The following is a 15335-nucleotide window of genomic DNA, read 5'->3' as shown; positions in this document are numbered from 1 at the left end:
TCGTGGGTGTACTGGATTGCATGGTCTCCACAGCCACTCCGAAGACCAGGCTGCTGCTCGTCGATGACGAGGCTCGTCTCACGGAACTCCTGAGAATGGAACTGGAGGTTGAGGGGTATGAAGTGGATGTGGCCGCTGATGGAGCCACGGGCCTGATCCGAGCCCGCACGGAACCATCTCCTGACCTGATTGTTCTGGACTGGAATCTTCCAGATTTCAGCGGTGTGGACATCTGCCAGCGAATCCGCAGCAGCGCCATCACCACACCGATCCTGATGCTCACCGGCCACGACGATGTGGCTGATCGTGTGACAGCCCTGGATGCTGGGGTCGACGACTATCTGGTGAAGCCTTTTTCGATTGAGGAATTAATGGCACGACTGCGGGCCATGCAACGACGTGCCAGCACGTTCTCTGCAGGGTCTGGCTACGGAGATCATCCCGAAACTCTTCAGGTTGCAGACCTAGTGATGAACACCAGCACAAGGGATGTGACCCGTTCAGGCCAGTTCATCCAGCTGTCCGTGAAGGAATACGAGTTACTCAATTTCCTGATGCATGGTCAGGGGAAAGTGCTCGAGCGCTCTGAAATCATGCGCGGAGTCTGGGGTGAGAACTTCTACGGCGACGACAATCTGCTCGATGTCTACATCCGCTATTTGCGCCAAAAGATCGAATCGAGTGAACGAGCAACCTTGATTCACACCGTCAGAGGTGTGGGTTTCATCTTGCGAGAAGAGCGTCAGGCTCAGACGTCTGAATCTTGAGAACGCTCGAGACTGGTCATCAGTTGCCCCACCAGCAGTGACACGGCATCGGCGCCAGAAGCAGTGAGCGGATTGAGGTCCAGATCGCCAGGGTCAACAGCCACCCAGCCGCCGGCCTCAGGCCGACGCAGTTCAAAATGCAGATGAGGTCCGGTACTGAGGCCGGTGCTGCCCACACGACCGATCACCTCACCCTGGCGAACCTTCTGGCCGGACTTCACGTAGATCTCTGAAAGATGTCCATAAAGGGTCCGACGTTTGGACTGGGCATGATCCAGCTCCACAGCAATGCCATAACCACCCGCCAGACCGCTGCTCAGCACGTTTCCTGACAACGCAGCGACCACCGGGGTCCCTTCAGGAGCAGCCAGATCCTTGCCGGCATGCATCAACCATCTTCCGATGATCGGATGGATCCGCCAGCCGAAGTCACTTGTGGTGATGGCTGAACCGATGACCGGAAACAGCAGCTTGCGATCGCCGTTGCCAGAGATCGAAGCCGGTCGGGGCGATACCGCAAACACCGTCTCGAGACGGAACGTTGCAGCGGAACCTGCCAGCAAAGCCTTCACCGGTACTGAAATCGGAGGAAGCGGTGTGCCATCGAAACCGCGTCTGGACAAGCCGGTCAGCGTTTCATCATGGTCTTTCCAGACAACGCGCGGTTGCAGGCGATAACTCCGGCGGCGCACGGCCACACCACTGCTGCATTCCTGCTTCGACAACGCACCGCTTCGGCAGGCCTGCTGGAAGGCTGGAACATCAATGGGTCGGAACTGTTCCCCGGTTTGAATCTGGCGACGCTCGAGCGGTGTGATGACACGATTTCGCTCTAGGGACTCCAGCGAACGGTCGAAGCTGAGCGGCGGCGGCAGCGGCTTGAGCTCAGGAGGGGTCACTGGCCCCTGCAGAGCAGGAATGGACAACAGAACCGATGCGGCAAGCCAACGCAGAACCAACGGATAAAGACGGTCTCATCGAGCGAGACTCTAGAGATCCTGATCAGGACTGTCTGTCCAACGAGTCCAGCTGGTCCTCCGGGTCCCTTGTTTCAGAAGCAGACGACCGTCCATACCGATACCTCGCACTTGCCAGGACTCTCCCGTGCCTGGATCAGCCACCGATGCAGCCCAGAGACGCTGCTCGGCCTGACGGACCACCATGTTGGGCTCAAGCGCCAACTCGCAGGCGCGGTCGAGTGCGCGCAGCACGGCTCCTTGCCAGATCCTCAGCCGACATCTCCCTGAACAAAGCAGTTCCCTCAGGGAGATCGCTCCAGGAGGAACCGGATTATTCACATTGAGCCCGACCCCGATTCGAGCCAGACGGACCCGACTGCCGCGGAAGACCAGAGAGGGCAGCACACCGGCCAGCTTGCGGGACTCAATCATCAGATCATTGGGCCACTTGATGGACACCTGCAGGCCAGTGGACTCGACCTGCTCCGCCAGGGCAAGGGCCACGGTGAGACCGAACAACCCCGTTGAGCATTGCTGCTGAGGCCAGGGGAGAGCCGCGCTCAACCAGACACCGCCCATCGGCGCCATCCAGCGACGTCCGTACTGTCCATGGCCACGGATCTGATGGTCAGCCAACACAGCACGAGGAGAGAGGCCAGACCAGGGCCGCTGCACCAACCATTGAGTCAGCTCACTCTCGGTGCTGGCACACACGCCCAAGCGCCTCAGCCACCAAGCATCATGACCATGCCGGCGTAAATCGTGCAGCAGTCGCCCCCGGCCCGTACGCAACAAGGTCAATGGTGCTGCTCCCACCAGGGATACAGGCGAGCGACAGCTTTCTCCAGCTCTTCGACCGGACGGACAAGAGCCAGCCGCAGCCACCCACGACCCACATCACCAAAACCGGAACCAGGGGTCAGCGCTACGCCGCAGTGCTCCAGCAGCTCAGCCGCAAGCTGTTCGTCGCTCCAGCCCTTGGCACTCGCCCATTCCGGGATTGGCATCCAGAGGTAGAGAGCCATGGATGGCATCGGCACGATCCAGCCGAGATCAGCCAAGGCCTGTCGCATGCGATCGCGGCGCTGGCGATAAATGGGCAGGAGACGTGATGGCCAGTCGGCATGTTGATCCAGCGCCACCACTGCGCCCCGCTGGAGGGCCTGGCACTGGTTGAAATCAACGACACCTTTCAGCTGGCGCAACGCATGAATCAAGGGAGCAGCTCCCACCGCAAACGCCAACCGGAAGCCCCCGAGACACCATCCCTTGGACAAAGAGAAGAATTCAATTCCCCGCTCCCGCCAATGGGGGCAGCGCAGCAGAGACGGGGCATCACCCTCCAGCGCCAGATCCACATAAGGGTTGTCGTGGGCCAGCACTAAATCGTGTTGAACCGAATGGTGCATGGCCTCATCAAGCCAGGCCTGCTCTCCGGTGCAGGCGGTGGGGTTATGAGGAAAACCGAGCACCATCAGACGCAATTGCTGCCATTGGTCAGCGGAGAGCGCGTCGAAGTTTGGAGCCCAATTCCGCTCAGCGGTGAGCGGAAGGGTGTAGATGTCTGCATCCGCCAGTTCCAGGCCACCCCGGTGAGAGGGGTAGGAGGGGTCAAGAATCAGAGCCGAATCACCGGGATCAAGAACTGCAAGAGGCAGATGCGCTGTGCCTTCCTGCGATCCCACCAACAGGAGCACTTCCGTCTCAGCATCCACTGGAACGCCGAACCGCTGCTGAACCCATGCGGCAGCCGCACGCCTGAACGATTGTGTCCCTGCATGGAGGCAGTAGGAGGAGCTAGAGGGATGCTCAAGCACCTCGGCCATCGCTTTCACGGCAGCGAGTGGTGGCTCCAGATCAGTGGAGCCGAGAGACAAGTCAATTAGACCCTGATGCTGCTGCCGTTCACTCTCGACATAGACCGACTTGCGCCGGTCGTTGCGATCAAAAACACCGCTACCGAGCCTTGCGAGGCGATCAGAGGTGATCATCAAGAGACGTCTTCGGTTCAGGGCGGGTGTTCACGTCGGCCGATCACGACTCCGTGATCAGATCTTGTCAATGGATCGGCGGAGCTCTTCAAGGTCGTTGTCGACCTCAGACACGTTCACCGGCTGAACAGCATCCGCTTTGCCCTGATCAGCTGCTGGCAATGCAACAGCTTCGGGCCCACCCGCCAGTTGCTGGCGAAGGGCTGCAAGATCATCATCAACATCATCTCCACCCTCAAGGGCTGCGAACTGGCTCTCCAGATCGGCCCCAGCCAGTTCAGCCGCGGCCTGACTGCTGGCTTCCATCGCCTGAACCTTGTCTTCCATCCGCTCAAAGGCTGCCATGGCGGAATTACTACCCATGTTCCCCACGGCACTCTGGAGCTGCTGCTGAGCCTTGGCCGCCTGGGCCCTGGCCTTGAGCATGTCCTTTTTGGTGCGCGCCTCGGCGATTTTGCCCTCGAGTGCCACAAGACTCTTCTTGAGGGTTTCCACTTGAGCGTCCTGACCCTGTACCTGCTTGGCCAGAGAGGCAGAGGTCTCCTGGAATGTTTTGCGACGGGTGAGTGCCTCTCGTGCCAGATCCTCCTCGTTCTTCTTCAGAGCGAGCTCCGCCCGTTCGTACCAGGTGCGAGCCTGAGATTCCGCTTGATCGGCCTGATTACGAAGGCGCTTCTGACTGGCGATCGCCATGGCGACAGCCTGGCGCAACTTCACCAGATCCTCCTGCATGTCCGCCACGGACTGATCGAGAATCTTGACGGGATCCTCGGCCTTGCTCACGAGATCGTTGACATTGGCGCGCAGCAGTCGGCTGAGCCGGTCGAAGAAACCCATGGATCGGGGCGAGCAGCAGTTTGAGGGTAGCGAGCAAATCAACAGTGCCTGCCTAAGGTCGGCTCAAATCGGCAATTGGCATGGGTCGGGCCCCGAAATCGCAGCGACGCCGCTTCGGGAAAGGGGAAGTGCTGATGCCACCTGAACCGGCACCCGTTCAGGCGATCAGCGGATGTCTGGAGGCTCTCCAAAGCAGCTGGAGACAGGAGGGTTCACTTGCTGCGCTCTGGCAAGACTGGCCGAAACTGGCGGGCGATCCACTCTCCAGCCATTGCCAACCGCTAGCCATGCGGAGTGGAATGCTGACCGTGGGAGCCAGCCATCCCCAGTGGCGCCAGGCCTTGCTTTACAGCAAACCGCAGCTGCTCGCAGCCATTCGTGCCGCAGGCCATCCCGTGCGCGATCTGCGGATTCAGCAACACCATCCTGCGCCGCGTCAGGTGGTCGGAGATCCGCTCGAGGAGTGGAAACGCCATCCCAGTCGTATTGATGTGCATGGCATCGCTGCATGTCCACGTTGTGGAACACCCTCACCGATGGGAGAGATGGCCCAGTGGGGCCATTGCAGTTTCTGCCGCCGCATCGAGCTGAGCGAGTTGTCGGAACCAGCTGAACGCGATCAGTAGCGCTCGGGTCGTGGTCTTGTCCAGGTGAGATCCACACCCTCCTTGCGCAAATCCGCAGCACGCTGCTCAAGTCGAGACCTGTCCAAACGCCACAACTCGTAGATGCCGGCGCTCCCCAGTTTTTGCGGCTTGAGGCCCTGCCAGTGCTGCTTGGCTGCCGTCCCCTGGTTGATAACAACCAGCACCGAGGGCGACGCATCGACCTCCGTGCGAGGCAAACCCTGGAAACCTTGTCGCTGCTCACGGCTGAGACGATCAGCGAGGTTGACGAACGCAGACTTGGATTGGCCTTCGTAGAGCACCACCTGGTCTGTGTAGAAGTGGAGTGAAGGCTTGAGCACACCGACCATCGCCAGAGGTTCCCCTGGCCGGCGTTGCGCCACAACCTGTTGTGCGACCTGGCGCACCGGCAACTGACGAACCCGGTCCCCAAGCTGGATCATCGGCACGAGCGCAATGAGCTGAAACAGCACCATGGGTCCCTGCCAGGCCAGCAGTCGTCCGGGCACAGCGCCCCAGAAACTCCTGGTTCCAACCAGGACGGCAACCACGAAACACACCGCAGCCCTGATCACCAAGCCACTGGCCAGCAGCTCAGCCGGCAGGGTGGGCATCTCCGGATCCTGAATCAGTGGAATCCAAAGGGGCGATGCCAGCAGACCAGACGACAGGATCACTGTGCAAAGCGCCGTTGAACACCAAGCAATCCACAAACTCTTTCGTTGCTGAAGAGACGGGGGAAGAGCGGTCAGAGCGATCAGCAAGGCGGCGGCAGGTGTGGCAGGAAGCCAATAGCTGGGCAACTTGGTTGCCGCTGCAGTGAACAGCAAAAACACCGCCAGCAACCAGCAGCCGGCGAAATGACCGAGGCTGTCGCGGACGGGAATGCGCCGCAAGGAAGCACCTCCCGCGAAATCGGCAATCACTCGTCCCAGCCCAAAGACCAGCAGCGGGGTGAAGGGAAATGACGCCACCACCAGCACAGGTCCGAAAAACCACCAGGGCTGCAGATGGTCGTTCACAACGCTGGTAAGTCGCTGAAGATTGTGATAGCCAAAAAAGCTGTCCCAGAAAGGCTGGCCCTCCACCAGCAGCTCGGCTACATACCAAGGAAGACTGATCAGGCCTGTGATCACAAGTCCTTGCAAAGGCCTCAGAGACGTCCACAGACCTGAGAGATCCCGGCGAATCAAGGCGAACAGCACAAGGGTGATGCCTGTAAGCACAACCGCCACCGGACCCTTGGTCAGCACGGCGAAGGCCAGAACAATCCAGGCAAGCCACCAACGCCGACCCGATCCACTCGCATAGCAGCGCCACTGGCAGAGAAGGCTGAGAGCGAGCATTCCAGTGAGCAACGAATCACTGACAGCGGTTCTGCTCCAGATCAGCACCAGCGGAGACAGGCCAAAAGCCAGGGATGCGGCAATGGCCGTCCGACGAGGAAACGAATCGCCCCGCACTGGATAACGCAGCAGGGTGTCCCCAAGAGCGAGCATGGTCAGCACCGAGGCCAGGGCTGAAGGCAAACGGGCCGCCCAAGTGCCGAGAGGGTCCCAGACACTCCCTGCCGGCAGGACATATCCCAGGCCCATCAGCCAGTACACCAGGGGTGGTTTGTCGAACCGAGGCAAGCCGTTGACCCTGGGTGTGAGCCAGTCACCGGTCTCCGCCATGGCGCGGCCCGACGCCGCGAACAATGGAGGCGTTTCATCAACGAGACCGGTGCTGCCGAGCTTCCAGCAGAAGATCGCTACTGCCAGCACAAGGATGAGCAGCATTCCATGCCGTCGCTGCCGAACGGTTGGAAGAACGACCGAAGAAGTCGGAGCTGATGAATCCGCTGTCATCAGGAGATGGTGCCATCTCCTGGTGTCAGTCCCCTGCGGATCCAGGCTTCGACCCGAGTGGCCAATCCCTCCTGACTCGCGCAGCGCTCAACCCAGCGGCGGCAGGCAACACGGTCGATGGCCGAGGCCTGAAGTGTCGCTCTAGCAAGAGCTTCCCGATCATCGGGAGCCACCAGCCAACCGGTTTCGCCGTTCTGAATGATCTCTCCAGGACCACCGCGGTCGTAGGCGATCACCGGCACACCACAGGCCAAGGCCTCAACCACAACATTGCCGTAGGCCTCGTTCCACTTCGGTGTGTTGAGCAGCGCTCTGCATCCGCCAAGTTCACGCTGCAGCTCTGCGGTGGGCTTGAAGCCGCACCACTCAATTGTTCCTGCTGGAACAGCACTCTCAACGCGCCTGGCATAGGCGTCGTCCTCGACCAGCCCCCAGACACGCAGTGTCTCACCAAGCTGAGCCGCAACCGATGCCGCATCCTCAAGCCCCTTTTCAGGCGCTACTCGTCCGGCCCAGCCCAGTGGACCATCCGTTGTGAACTGCAGCTGATATCGGGAGAGATCAAAACCATTACCCACCACCTCAGGCGGCTCAATCAGGGCGAAGTCGTCGGCTTGCCGACAGGTGTGAAAGGCGAGGCGGCGCTGATCCCAGCGCGCCAGATCGGCCACAGCACAGTCCATCACCGCAGACACGGAGCCCATGCTCACCAGGTGAAAAATCTTCGGCTCGACGTGGGGAGTCAGCCATAACGGCAGCCAGTCGTATCCAAAGTTGAGGAATGCATCAACATCGCTGGCCAGTTCAAGCGCCCGATCCCAGAGTCGAGGCAGCACAGCATCACTGGGAATCTCCATCGGAGCGTTCCGGTCCGCATGCTGCCAACTCGGCTGATCAACACCCGCAACGGTGTGGAGGGTCACTCGCTCATCCTTCACCGGTGAAGAGGAGCCTTCAGGTGCAACGAGGTGCAGGCGATGGTCACGCTGGGCAAGGCCCTTCACCAACGATCCCAGCGTGAGCTCAACACCACCGCCCCGGCCGCTGCCGAGCTGTCCGACAGGTGTGCTAACCAGCACAAGAGTTAGAGAACGATCGGTCATGCCTTCAGGTCTCCAGGACGCGTGATCGACGCCGATACCCAGGGCTCCCAGAGGCGCTGTCGCTGACTCACCAACAGCACAGAGATCAGCACCAACAGCACTGCCAACCACTGCAGGCTGTCGAGGCGTTCTCCCAGCAACACTCCCCCGGAGACGAGTGCAAACACTGGCGTCAGGAAGCCCAGCGTACTGAAACCGGTGAGGTCCTCGCGGTTCGCGAACCAGAAAAACAGGGAATAGGCCAGAGCACTGCCGAGAAGCGAGGCATAGGCCATTTGAGCCCAGTCGAGGGCCGACCAAGCTGGGATCAGAGCTGTGCTGGCGTCGAGACCATGCCAGACGAGCAGAGGCACTCCACCCAACACCATGTGCCAGCCGGTAACAGCCACGGGATCACTGTTTTTGCAGGCGAAGCGACACAGCACAGTGCCCAGAGCCATCGCCAGTGCCGCCAGCAGCATCCAGCCCGTGCCGTCCTGCCAGCCGGTCTGCAGATCGGAAAGATCAGCCTGCAACCACCAGTGCTGGAGCAGCGGTGCCGGGACTCCAAGACAGACGATGCCGGACAGTCCGACCACAAGGCCAATCCAGCCGATCGGATTGATCGACTCTGCGAACAGCCAGCGCGCGAGCAGAGCCACGATCAGCGGCTGCGAATCGATCAAGACTGATCCGAGGCCTGCACCAGTGCCCTGCAGCCCTTTGGCCAGAAAAAACTGGAAGAGAATTGCATCCACGAGAGTGAACACCAGAAACCAGCCACGATCAGCAGGATCAACGCTCAGCCGCCTCCCCAAAAAAGGCACAGCGATCAGCAGCACGATGCCAGCAGGAAGCAGACGCAGACAGGCCACCAAAGGAGCCCCGCCCGACTCCACCAGAGGGGCCATAGCCGCCATTGCGGTACCCCACAGAGCGAAGGGCAACACCATCAGCAGCCCGCGCTGCAGGGTCGTCATGGAATTAGGCCGACAGGGTCCTTTTTAAGATCCGGCGAGTTGAACAGAGGATCATGGGGTGGCTGTGGCGCCGCAAGTCCAAACGCCGCATGGCGCGCATCGTCATTGAGGGCGCGATCAGTGGCTCGACACGACGCAGGGTGCTGAAGGCTCTGCGCGACGTGCAGGAGCGGGAGTTTCCAGCTCTCCTGCTGCGCATCGACAGTCCAGGGGGAACAGTCGGCGACAGTCAGGAAATCCATGCAGCTCTGCTGCGGCTGCGCGAAAAAGGCTGCAAGGTTGTGGCCAGCTTCGGCAACATTTCTGCCTCAGGAGGTGTGTATGTCGGCGTGGCAGCCGATTCGATCGTGGCCAATCCCGGCACGATCACCGGCTCGATCGGTGTGATTTTGCGGGGCAACAACCTCTCGGAACTGCTGGCGAAAGTCGGTGTCCGCTTCGAAACCGTGAAGAGCGGTGCTTTCAAGGACATTCTTTCTCCTGATAGAGCCCTCAGTCCGGAGGAGCGCGAGCTGCTCCAAAGCCTGATCGACAGCAGTTACGACCAATTCGTGGGCGCCGTTGCCGAGGGCCGTGGGTTGGACAAGGACAAGGTCCGAACCTTCGCTGATGGGCGGGTGTTCAGTGGAGCACAGGCCAAATATTTCGGCCTTGTTGATGAACTGGGCGACGAGGAACAGGCTCGATTGGTGGCAGCCCGTTTGGCTGAGCTTGATGAAGAGCGCTGCCGGCCGGTGACCCTTGGCAAGCCGCGCAAGCGTCTCCTGCAGGGCTTACCTGGATCAAGTCTGCTGCTACGACTCGATCAGTTACTGACCACGGAACTTGAGCTCAGCGGCCAACCCCTCTGGATGTACAGACCATGACAGCCCCCCGGCTGCTGCGAGGTCTGCGCGGTGCCACCACCTGCGCTGATAACAGCGCAAATGCCATTCGAGAGGCTGTTGCCGAGCTGGTGGATGCCCTGATGGATCAGAACGGTCTGGATCCCGAACAGCTGGTCTCGGTGACGTTCTCCGTGACCTCCGACCTGGACGCCAGCTTTCCCGCAGCGGCGGCGCGCCACCGATCAGGCTGGGAGGACGTGGCCCTTCTGGATGTGCAGCAGATGGTCGTCCAGGGGGATCTTGCACGTTGCATCCGGCTACTCGCCCACGCCTGGATTCCTGCTGATCGGCAGCTGCACCATCCGTACCTGAGGTCAGCCGCGCGTCTACGCCCGGACCGATCTGGTCACAACTGACAGATCAAGGGCCGACCCCCGAAGCACCTGCATTCGGAAGATTCTCAGGACAATCCGTTCACGACTCACGGCATTCGCGCCGACTGCTCCCGAATCACGATGAAACGACTTTTTCCTCCCAGTCCAAAACTCAGTGCTGGTGTGACAGCTCTGATCGGCTGCGGAATCATCGGCGGAACGGCTCTGCTGCCAAGCTTGATCAAGCCTGCCGTTGCACAGAACACACCTTCCCTTCTGGAATTCAGATGGGATTCAGACGCTGGTTATCGCAAGCTCTACTTCGTACAAAGCAGCCAACGCCGAAGTGATCGCTCTGAGTACTACTTCATGCTGCGCAAGAAGGATCGCAAGACCGCGATCCTCAAGCTAAGCATCACTGTTCCCAGTTATTTCGATGCAAAAATCCGTCCGGAAGCTTTATCCCTTTGCAAAATGAAGCTGGGAGGGGTGCTCGCTCGAAGCAAATGCACAGAAGTGCTGCCGGCGGTGTTTGAAGTCAACGAGAAACAAACGGCGATCGAAGTTTTTCCCGACACTCCGATCCCGACTGGCGGCACCTACGCCGTCGTGATGAACGTCTTCAACCCGAGCCAGGGGGGAATGTTCCAGTTCAATGCCCTAGCGCAAGCCCCCGGAGACGTTCCCATATCTGGTTACCTCGGCAGCTGGCTTGTGGATATCGACTGACCCCGGCTGATAAAGTCGCCCCTTGACGAAATGCCGGGTGCCGGAAAAATCCCATGACGAAACGAACTCTCGGAGGCACAAGTCGCAAGCGCAGGCGCGTTTCCGGTTTCAGAGTGCGCATGCGTACGCACACTGGACGTCGTGTGATTCGCAGCCGCCGCAAGCGCGGACGTTCACGCCTGTCCGTTTGATTGGTTCGGATTGCTTCGATGGTCCTGCCGGCATCCATGCGTCTGCGCGGCCATCGCTGTTTTGACCATCTGCATCGAAAAGGCAAACGCTTCCACGGCACCTTGATGGTGCTGAGAAAGGCTTCAGCCCAACATTCCTTGCTCAAACGCCCGGCGACTCCGATGGCGTCGGTCAGCCCGAGTACTCCTGAAACCTGCAGAGTGGCTGTGGTGATCAGCAGCAAGGTGAGTAAGCGCGCCGTGATCAGGAATCGATTGAGGCGACAGCTGCACGATCACCTGCGTTCAAGATTCGAACACGCACCAGAGCACGCCAGCGCCTGGGTTCTGGTCAGTTTGAAGCCTGGAGCAGCCACAGAGGATCACGACTTGCTGGAAGAATGCGACAGATTGCTTGTACAGGCGGGCCTGAAGTCATGACCAGCTCAATACAGGAAGACACCTTCTACGAGGGCGGCCCTGCAAAAGGAGATCTCATCTTCAACGTTCTTCTGGGCTTCACCCTGATTGGCCTGCCATTCACCGTGGGGGCCATCGTGAGGACTCTGTGGCTGCGCTTCCGCATCACCAGTCGACGGGTGTCCGTGAGCGGCGGCTGGATGGGCAAGGACCGCAGCCAGGTGGTCTACAGCCAGATCCGCGAGGTGCGCTGCGTACCCCGTGGTTTTGGCGCATGGGGAGACATGGTTCTCGTGCTCACGGATGGATCACGACTGGAGCTTCGTTCGATGCCGAACTTCCGTCAGGTCGAGACCTACATCCAGGAACGCATCAAAAGCAGGCCCGAATCCAACGGTTCCAGCACTGACAGCATTCCAAGCAAAGGCTTCGCTGCCTAATCCTGAGCGTCAACGCAACGGCCTCGACGCTGTTGCACACTGGCATCACCCTTCACCGCCCATCGGAACGCCATCGTGATCGGTTACATCTCCGACAATCTGCTGCTGCCGATCCTGGATTTCTTCTATGGACTGGTGCCCAGCTACGGGCTCGCGATCGTGGCTCTCACGGTGGTGATCCGCCTGGCTCTGTTTCCGCTCAGCGCAGGATCCATCCGCAGCGCACGGCGCATGCGCATCGCCCAGCCGGTGATGCAGAAGCGGCAGGCCGAGATAAAGTCCCGCTTCGCCAGCAATCCTCAGAAACAGCAGGAGGAGTTGGGCAAATTGATGAAGGAATTCGGCAGCCCGCTGGCCGGTTGCCTGCCCCTCTTGGTGCAGATGCCGATTCTGTTTGCATTATTCGCCACGCTGCGTGGATCACCGTTCGCGGACGTTCCCTACACCCTCAATCTCAAAGTGCTGCCCGCCGAGCAAATCGCGGCGGTGGAGCCAAAACCGTTCAGCAGCGCGAGCCATTCGATTTTCGTTACGGAAACTGATCACGTCCCCGTGATCGCCAGCCTGCCCGGTGGAACCAAGATCGGCACTGGTGACAACGTCCAGATCCAGCTCCAGACCAAGAGCGGAGAGCCGTTCGCAGAGGTCTTGGACGGGGTCGAGAACGGCAAGTCTTTCCTGCCTGATTGGACGGTCACCAAAGGCGAATCGATCGTGTCGGTCTCCAAAGCTGGAGAGATCACCGCGCTGGCTCCTGGTGATGCGACCGTTGAGGGCAAGATCCCCGGTCTGGCCGCCCGCAGCGGTTTCCTGTTCATCAAGGCTCTTGGACAGGTGGGCTTCTACACCGACGGAGCCGTCAACTGGGATATCGCCATCCTCGTGGGCTCCTTCGGTCTGAGCCTGTTCATTTCCCAGCTGCTTTCAGGGATGGGCATGCCTGCGAATCCGCAGCAGTCCACAGCCAACAAGATCACTCCGGTGATGATCACAGGAATGTTCTTGTTCTTCCCTCTGCCGGCCGGCGTTCTGCTTTACATGGTCATTGCCAATATCTTCCAAGCCCTGCAGACCTTCCTGTTAACCCGTGAGGCTTTACCAGACAATCTCCAGGCCATCCTTGACGAACAGCTCAAGCAGCAACCGGCACCAGCCGCCGCCGGTGGCGTCCCTGGAAGCCGTTTGCCTTTCGAGCCAAAGGGCGGCAACAAATGATTCCCGGCCTTGAGCCGGTACCGCTCAGGGAGCTACAAGCTCTGGGAACCTCCAGGGTCTGGTCAGTGGATGGTCAACTCGATGAGATGCCCAGCCTCACCCCCGTGCGAGGCACTCTCAGGGCAGAACATCTCGGCAATCTCCTCGAGGTTGAAGGGTCGGTGCAGACCATCGTCTGCCTGCGCTGCGATCGTTGCCTCGGTCATTTCAACCAACAGCTCAGCGCTGTCTCCAAAGAACTGATCTGGCTGGGCCAAGAACCGAGCGACGATCATCTCGCCGAAGAGGGGCTCGATCCGACTTCACCCGATGGCCTCATGGAGTGCCTGAACCCGCGAGGTGATTTCGAACCGGAACGCTGGGTTTTCGAACAGCTCAGCCTTCAGATGTCGGTCGTCAATCGCTGCGGGGAGCATTGCCCAGGAATGCCGCAAACATCATCGGACACTTCCTCAACCAGCAAGGAGACAACACCTGATCCCCGCTGGCAGGCCCTGAAGGATCTGCAGTCGTCGATGCAACACAACGGGACGAACCATGACTGATAACTGGATCGCACAGCTGGATCTCTTGATCCGATCAGGCACACCGTTGATTTGGATCCGCAGCCATGAGGAAGAGCGCGTGGAAACGCTGCTGCGTCAGACCTCGGAGCGACTTCCCGATCGCACACTGACCTGCTGGGATTTCGTGGGAGGCCTCAGTGGCGCCTTGGGCCAGGAACAGCTGGGTGCCCGACAGCCGATGGCGGTGCTGCAGTGGCTGCAGGAGCGCTCCCCTTCCAGTCCAACCCTGCTGCTGCTCAAGGATGTGCACCGGTTCTGTGAGGACCCGGGAATCGCCCGCATGCTGCGGAACCTTGCCAGCCAACTGCGAACCACGCCACACACCTTGATCGTGACCTGCGGGCAATGGACGCCCCCAGCCGACCTGGATGAAGCCCTCACGCTGATGGATCTGCCCTTGCCCCAGGAGCAGGAGTTGCGAACACTGTTGGCCAACATCGCCAGAGCCAGCGGTCGGGCCCTGGAGGCTGATGTGCTCGAGGAACTCACTCATGCCTGCTGCGGCCTGAGCGAAGCAAGGGTGAGGCATGTGGCCGCCAAAGCACTCGCACAACGTGGATCACTCAGCCGCGAGGACCTGGTGGATGTGCTGGAGGAGAAGCGGCTTTCCCTGGCCCGCAGCGAAGTGCTGGAGTTCTGCCGAACCGATGCAACACCTGGCGACATCGGCGGGCTCGAAACGCTCAAGCATTGGCTTGATCAACGACACAGAGCCTTCAACGACGATGCACGCCGCTTCGGACTTCCCCTGCCTCGAGGAGTGCTCCTGGTGGGACCACAGGGCACCGGCAAGTCCCTCACCGCCAGAGCAATCGCCCATAGCTGGTCGATGCCTCTTCTTCGACTGGATGTGGGCCGACTCTTCTCCGGACTGGTTGGAGCCAGTGAAGCCAGAACCCGCGACATGATTCAGCGGGCGGAAGCGATGGCACCCTGCGTTCTCTGGATCGATGAGATCGACAAGGGATTCGGCAATGACAGCCGCAGTGACGGAGGCACCAGTCAGCGCGTTCTGGCCACCGTGCTCACCTGGATGGCAGAGAAACGCTCTGCGGTGTTTGTGGTGGCCACAGCGAACGGTGTGGAGCGTCTACCGGCGGAGCTACTGCGTAAGGGACGATTTGATGAAATTTTCCTGCTGGATCTGCCGTCAAGAGAGGAGCGTCTGAGCATCCTCAGCCTTCACCTACAACGGCGTCGCCCTGGCCTCAATCTGCCGCTGTCAACCGTGGTCGATCGCACGGACGGCTATTCCGGCGCTGAATTGGAACAGGTGGTAATTGAAGCTATGCACCTGGCCTTCGCCGATATCCGTGAACTCACGGAAAGTGACATGATCCTGGCGGCATCGCAACTTGTGCCCCTGTCACGCACGGCTTGGGAGCAGATGGAAAGCCTCAAGCAATGGGCCAGCGCCGGACGGGCCAGACCCGCATCATTGCGAGCCGTAACGAACCCTGACGCGGCGTAACAATCCACCCCCTCAACCCGAGACGAACCCA

At 60.1% G+C, this 15335-nt stretch carries 18 protein-coding genes; 11 read left to right on the top strand and 7 right to left on the bottom strand.

Going from position 1 to position 15335, the window contains the following annotated elements:
* The first annotated feature begins 20 nt into the window (after positions 1–20).
* A complete protein-coding gene (locus SIB42_RS06360; protein WP_067092748.1) occupies positions 21–767 on the top strand; it encodes a response regulator transcription factor in 747 nt (248 codons plus the stop codon).
* On the opposite strand, the gene SIB42_RS06355 is transcribed toward SIB42_RS06360, so the two are convergent.
* Genes SIB42_RS06355 through SIB42_RS06340 form a run of 4 tightly spaced genes read right to left on the bottom strand, consistent with a single transcriptional unit; the run spans position 749 to position 4554 of the window.
* Positions 749–1726 (bottom strand): M23 family metallopeptidase, encoded by a 978-nt coding sequence (locus SIB42_RS06355; protein WP_067092747.1) that lies wholly within the window; start codon positions 1724–1726, stop codon positions 749–751. The genes SIB42_RS06360 and SIB42_RS06355 overlap by 19 nt on opposite strands.
* 30 nt (positions 1727–1756) lie before the next feature.
* Positions 1757–2542, bottom strand: coding sequence for a biotin--[acetyl-CoA-carboxylase] ligase (locus tag SIB42_RS06350; RefSeq protein WP_067092746.1), 786 nt, complete (start codon positions 2540–2542; stop codon positions 1757–1759).
* Positions 2524–3717: an aminotransferase class I/II-fold pyridoxal phosphate-dependent enzyme gene (locus SIB42_RS06345; protein WP_067092745.1), complete on the bottom strand. Its 1194-nt coding sequence runs from the start codon at positions 3715–3717 to the stop codon at positions 2524–2526. Before SIB42_RS06345 ends, SIB42_RS06350 begins: the two co-directional genes overlap by 19 nt.
* Before the next feature lie 57 nt (positions 3718–3774).
* Complete coding sequence (locus SIB42_RS06340) at positions 3775–4554, bottom strand: PspA/IM30 family protein (protein ID WP_067092744.1); 780 nt, start codon at positions 4552–4554, stop codon at positions 3775–3777.
* 80 nt (positions 4555–4634) lie between these two features.
* Between SIB42_RS06340 and SIB42_RS06335 the strand changes: the two genes are divergently transcribed.
* Positions 4635–5180: a DUF721 domain-containing protein gene (locus tag SIB42_RS06335; RefSeq protein WP_067092742.1), complete on the top strand. Its 546-nt coding sequence runs from the start codon at positions 4635–4637 to the stop codon at positions 5178–5180.
* Here the strand turns inward: SIB42_RS06335 and SIB42_RS06330 are convergent.
* From SIB42_RS06330 to SIB42_RS06320, 3 genes are read right to left on the bottom strand one after another with little or no spacing between them, the layout of a single operon-like run.
* Positions 5174–7030: an ArnT family glycosyltransferase gene (locus SIB42_RS06330; protein WP_067092740.1), complete on the bottom strand. Its 1857-nt coding sequence runs from the start codon at positions 7028–7030 to the stop codon at positions 5174–5176. The genes SIB42_RS06335 and SIB42_RS06330 overlap by 7 nt on opposite strands.
* A complete protein-coding gene (locus tag SIB42_RS06325; protein ID WP_067092738.1) occupies positions 7030–8133 on the bottom strand; it encodes a glycosyltransferase family 4 protein in 1104 nt (367 codons plus the stop codon). The genes SIB42_RS06330 and SIB42_RS06325 overlap by 1 nt, the downstream gene beginning before the upstream one ends.
* Positions 8130–9092, bottom strand: a complete 963-nt coding sequence (locus SIB42_RS06320) for a DMT family transporter (protein WP_067092736.1) — start codon at positions 9090–9092, stop codon at positions 8130–8132. Before SIB42_RS06320 ends, SIB42_RS06325 begins: the two co-directional genes overlap by 4 nt.
* A 53-nt stretch (positions 9093–9145) precedes the next feature.
* Here SIB42_RS06320 and sppA point away from each other — a divergent pair, with 53 nt between their 5' ends.
* The 9 genes from sppA (at position 9146) to SIB42_RS06275 (ending at position 15304) form a co-directional block, all read left to right on the top strand.
* Positions 9146–9958, top strand: a complete 813-nt coding sequence (sppA, locus tag SIB42_RS06315) for a signal peptide peptidase SppA (RefSeq protein ID WP_067092734.1) — start codon at positions 9146–9148, stop codon at positions 9956–9958.
* Positions 9955–10335, top strand: coding sequence for a chorismate mutase (gene aroH / locus SIB42_RS06310; protein ID WP_067092732.1), 381 nt, complete (start codon positions 9955–9957; stop codon positions 10333–10335). Before sppA ends, aroH begins: the two co-directional genes overlap by 4 nt.
* Positions 10336–10434: 99 nt before the next feature.
* Positions 10435–11022 (top strand): DUF2808 domain-containing protein, encoded by a 588-nt coding sequence (locus SIB42_RS06305; RefSeq protein WP_067092730.1) that lies wholly within the window; start codon positions 10435–10437, stop codon positions 11020–11022.
* Positions 11023–11075: 53 nt separating this feature from the next.
* Positions 11076–11213: a 50S ribosomal protein L34 gene (rpmH, locus tag SIB42_RS06300; protein WP_074159280.1), complete on the top strand. Its 138-nt coding sequence runs from the start codon at positions 11076–11078 to the stop codon at positions 11211–11213.
* Positions 11214–11231: 18 nt separating this feature from the next.
* Positions 11232–11633 carry a ribonuclease P protein component gene (gene rnpA / locus SIB42_RS06295; RefSeq protein WP_067092728.1) on the top strand — a complete coding sequence of 134 codons (402 nt, stop codon included), beginning with the start codon at positions 11232–11234 and terminating at the stop codon, positions 11631–11633.
* Positions 11630–12052, top strand: a complete 423-nt coding sequence (locus tag SIB42_RS06290) for a PH domain-containing protein (protein WP_067092726.1) — start codon at positions 11630–11632, stop codon at positions 12050–12052. The genes rnpA and SIB42_RS06290 overlap by 4 nt, the downstream gene beginning before the upstream one ends.
* Before the next feature lie 75 nt (positions 12053–12127).
* A complete protein-coding gene (yidC, locus tag SIB42_RS06285; RefSeq protein WP_067092723.1) occupies positions 12128–13267 on the top strand; it encodes a membrane protein insertase YidC in 1140 nt (379 codons plus the stop codon).
* Positions 13264–13812: a YceD family protein gene (locus SIB42_RS06280; RefSeq protein WP_067092721.1), complete on the top strand. Its 549-nt coding sequence runs from the start codon at positions 13264–13266 to the stop codon at positions 13810–13812. Before yidC ends, SIB42_RS06280 begins: the two co-directional genes overlap by 4 nt.
* The gene (locus SIB42_RS06275) at positions 13805–15304 is read left to right on the top strand and encodes an AAA family ATPase (protein WP_067092719.1); all 1500 of its coding nucleotides are present in this window, start codon (positions 13805–13807) and stop codon (positions 15302–15304) included. Before SIB42_RS06280 ends, SIB42_RS06275 begins: the two co-directional genes overlap by 8 nt.
* Positions 15305–15335 lie beyond the last annotated feature (31 nt).

This window comes from Synechococcus sp. MIT S9508 (genome assembly GCF_047303045.1).
Taxonomy (GTDB): Bacteria; Cyanobacteriota; Cyanobacteriia; order PCC-6307; family Cyanobiaceae; genus Synechococcus_C.
This window is presented reverse-complemented; position numbering and strand designations above follow the sequence as displayed.

Bases quoted from the DNA above. Each gene is read 5' to 3' on its own strand.
- SIB42_RS06280 (WP_067092721.1), top strand. From the start codon at position 13,264: ATGATTCCCGGCCTTGAGCCGGTACCGCTCAGGGAGCTACAAGCTCTG.
- SIB42_RS06320 (WP_067092736.1), bottom strand. From the start codon at position 9,092: ATGACGACCCTGCAGCGCGGGCTGCTGATGGTGTTGCCCTTCGCTCTG.
- SIB42_RS06275 (WP_067092719.1), top strand. From the start codon at position 13,805: ATGACTGATAACTGGATCGCACAGCTGGATCTCTTGATCCGATCAGGC.
- SIB42_RS06325 (WP_067092738.1), bottom strand. From the start codon at position 8,133: ATGACCGATCGTTCTCTAACTCTTGTGCTGGTTAGCACACCTGTCGGA.
- SIB42_RS06360 (WP_067092748.1), top strand. From the start codon at position 21: ATGGTCTCCACAGCCACTCCGAAGACCAGGCTGCTGCTCGTCGATGAC.
- SIB42_RS06290 (WP_067092726.1), top strand. From the start codon at position 11,630: ATGACCAGCTCAATACAGGAAGACACCTTCTACGAGGGCGGCCCTGCA.
- SIB42_RS06330 (WP_067092740.1), bottom strand. From the start codon at position 7,030: ATGACAGCGGATTCATCAGCTCCGACTTCTTCGGTCGTTCTTCCAACC.
- SIB42_RS06335 (WP_067092742.1), top strand. From the start codon at position 4,635: ATGGGTCGGGCCCCGAAATCGCAGCGACGCCGCTTCGGGAAAGGGGAA.
- rnpA (WP_067092728.1), top strand. From the start codon at position 11,232: ATGGTCCTGCCGGCATCCATGCGTCTGCGCGGCCATCGCTGTTTTGAC.
- rpmH (WP_074159280.1), top strand. From the start codon at position 11,076: ATGACGAAACGAACTCTCGGAGGCACAAGTCGCAAGCGCAGGCGCGTT.
- SIB42_RS06345 (WP_067092745.1), bottom strand. From the start codon at position 3,717: ATGATCACCTCTGATCGCCTCGCAAGGCTCGGTAGCGGTGTTTTTGAT.
- sppA (WP_067092734.1), top strand. From the start codon at position 9,146: ATGGGGTGGCTGTGGCGCCGCAAGTCCAAACGCCGCATGGCGCGCATC.
- SIB42_RS06305 (WP_067092730.1), top strand. From the start codon at position 10,435: ATGAAACGACTTTTTCCTCCCAGTCCAAAACTCAGTGCTGGTGTGACA.
- SIB42_RS06340 (WP_067092744.1), bottom strand. From the start codon at position 4,554: ATGGGTTTCTTCGACCGGCTCAGCCGACTGCTGCGCGCCAATGTCAAC.
- aroH (WP_067092732.1), top strand. From the start codon at position 9,955: ATGACAGCCCCCCGGCTGCTGCGAGGTCTGCGCGGTGCCACCACCTGC.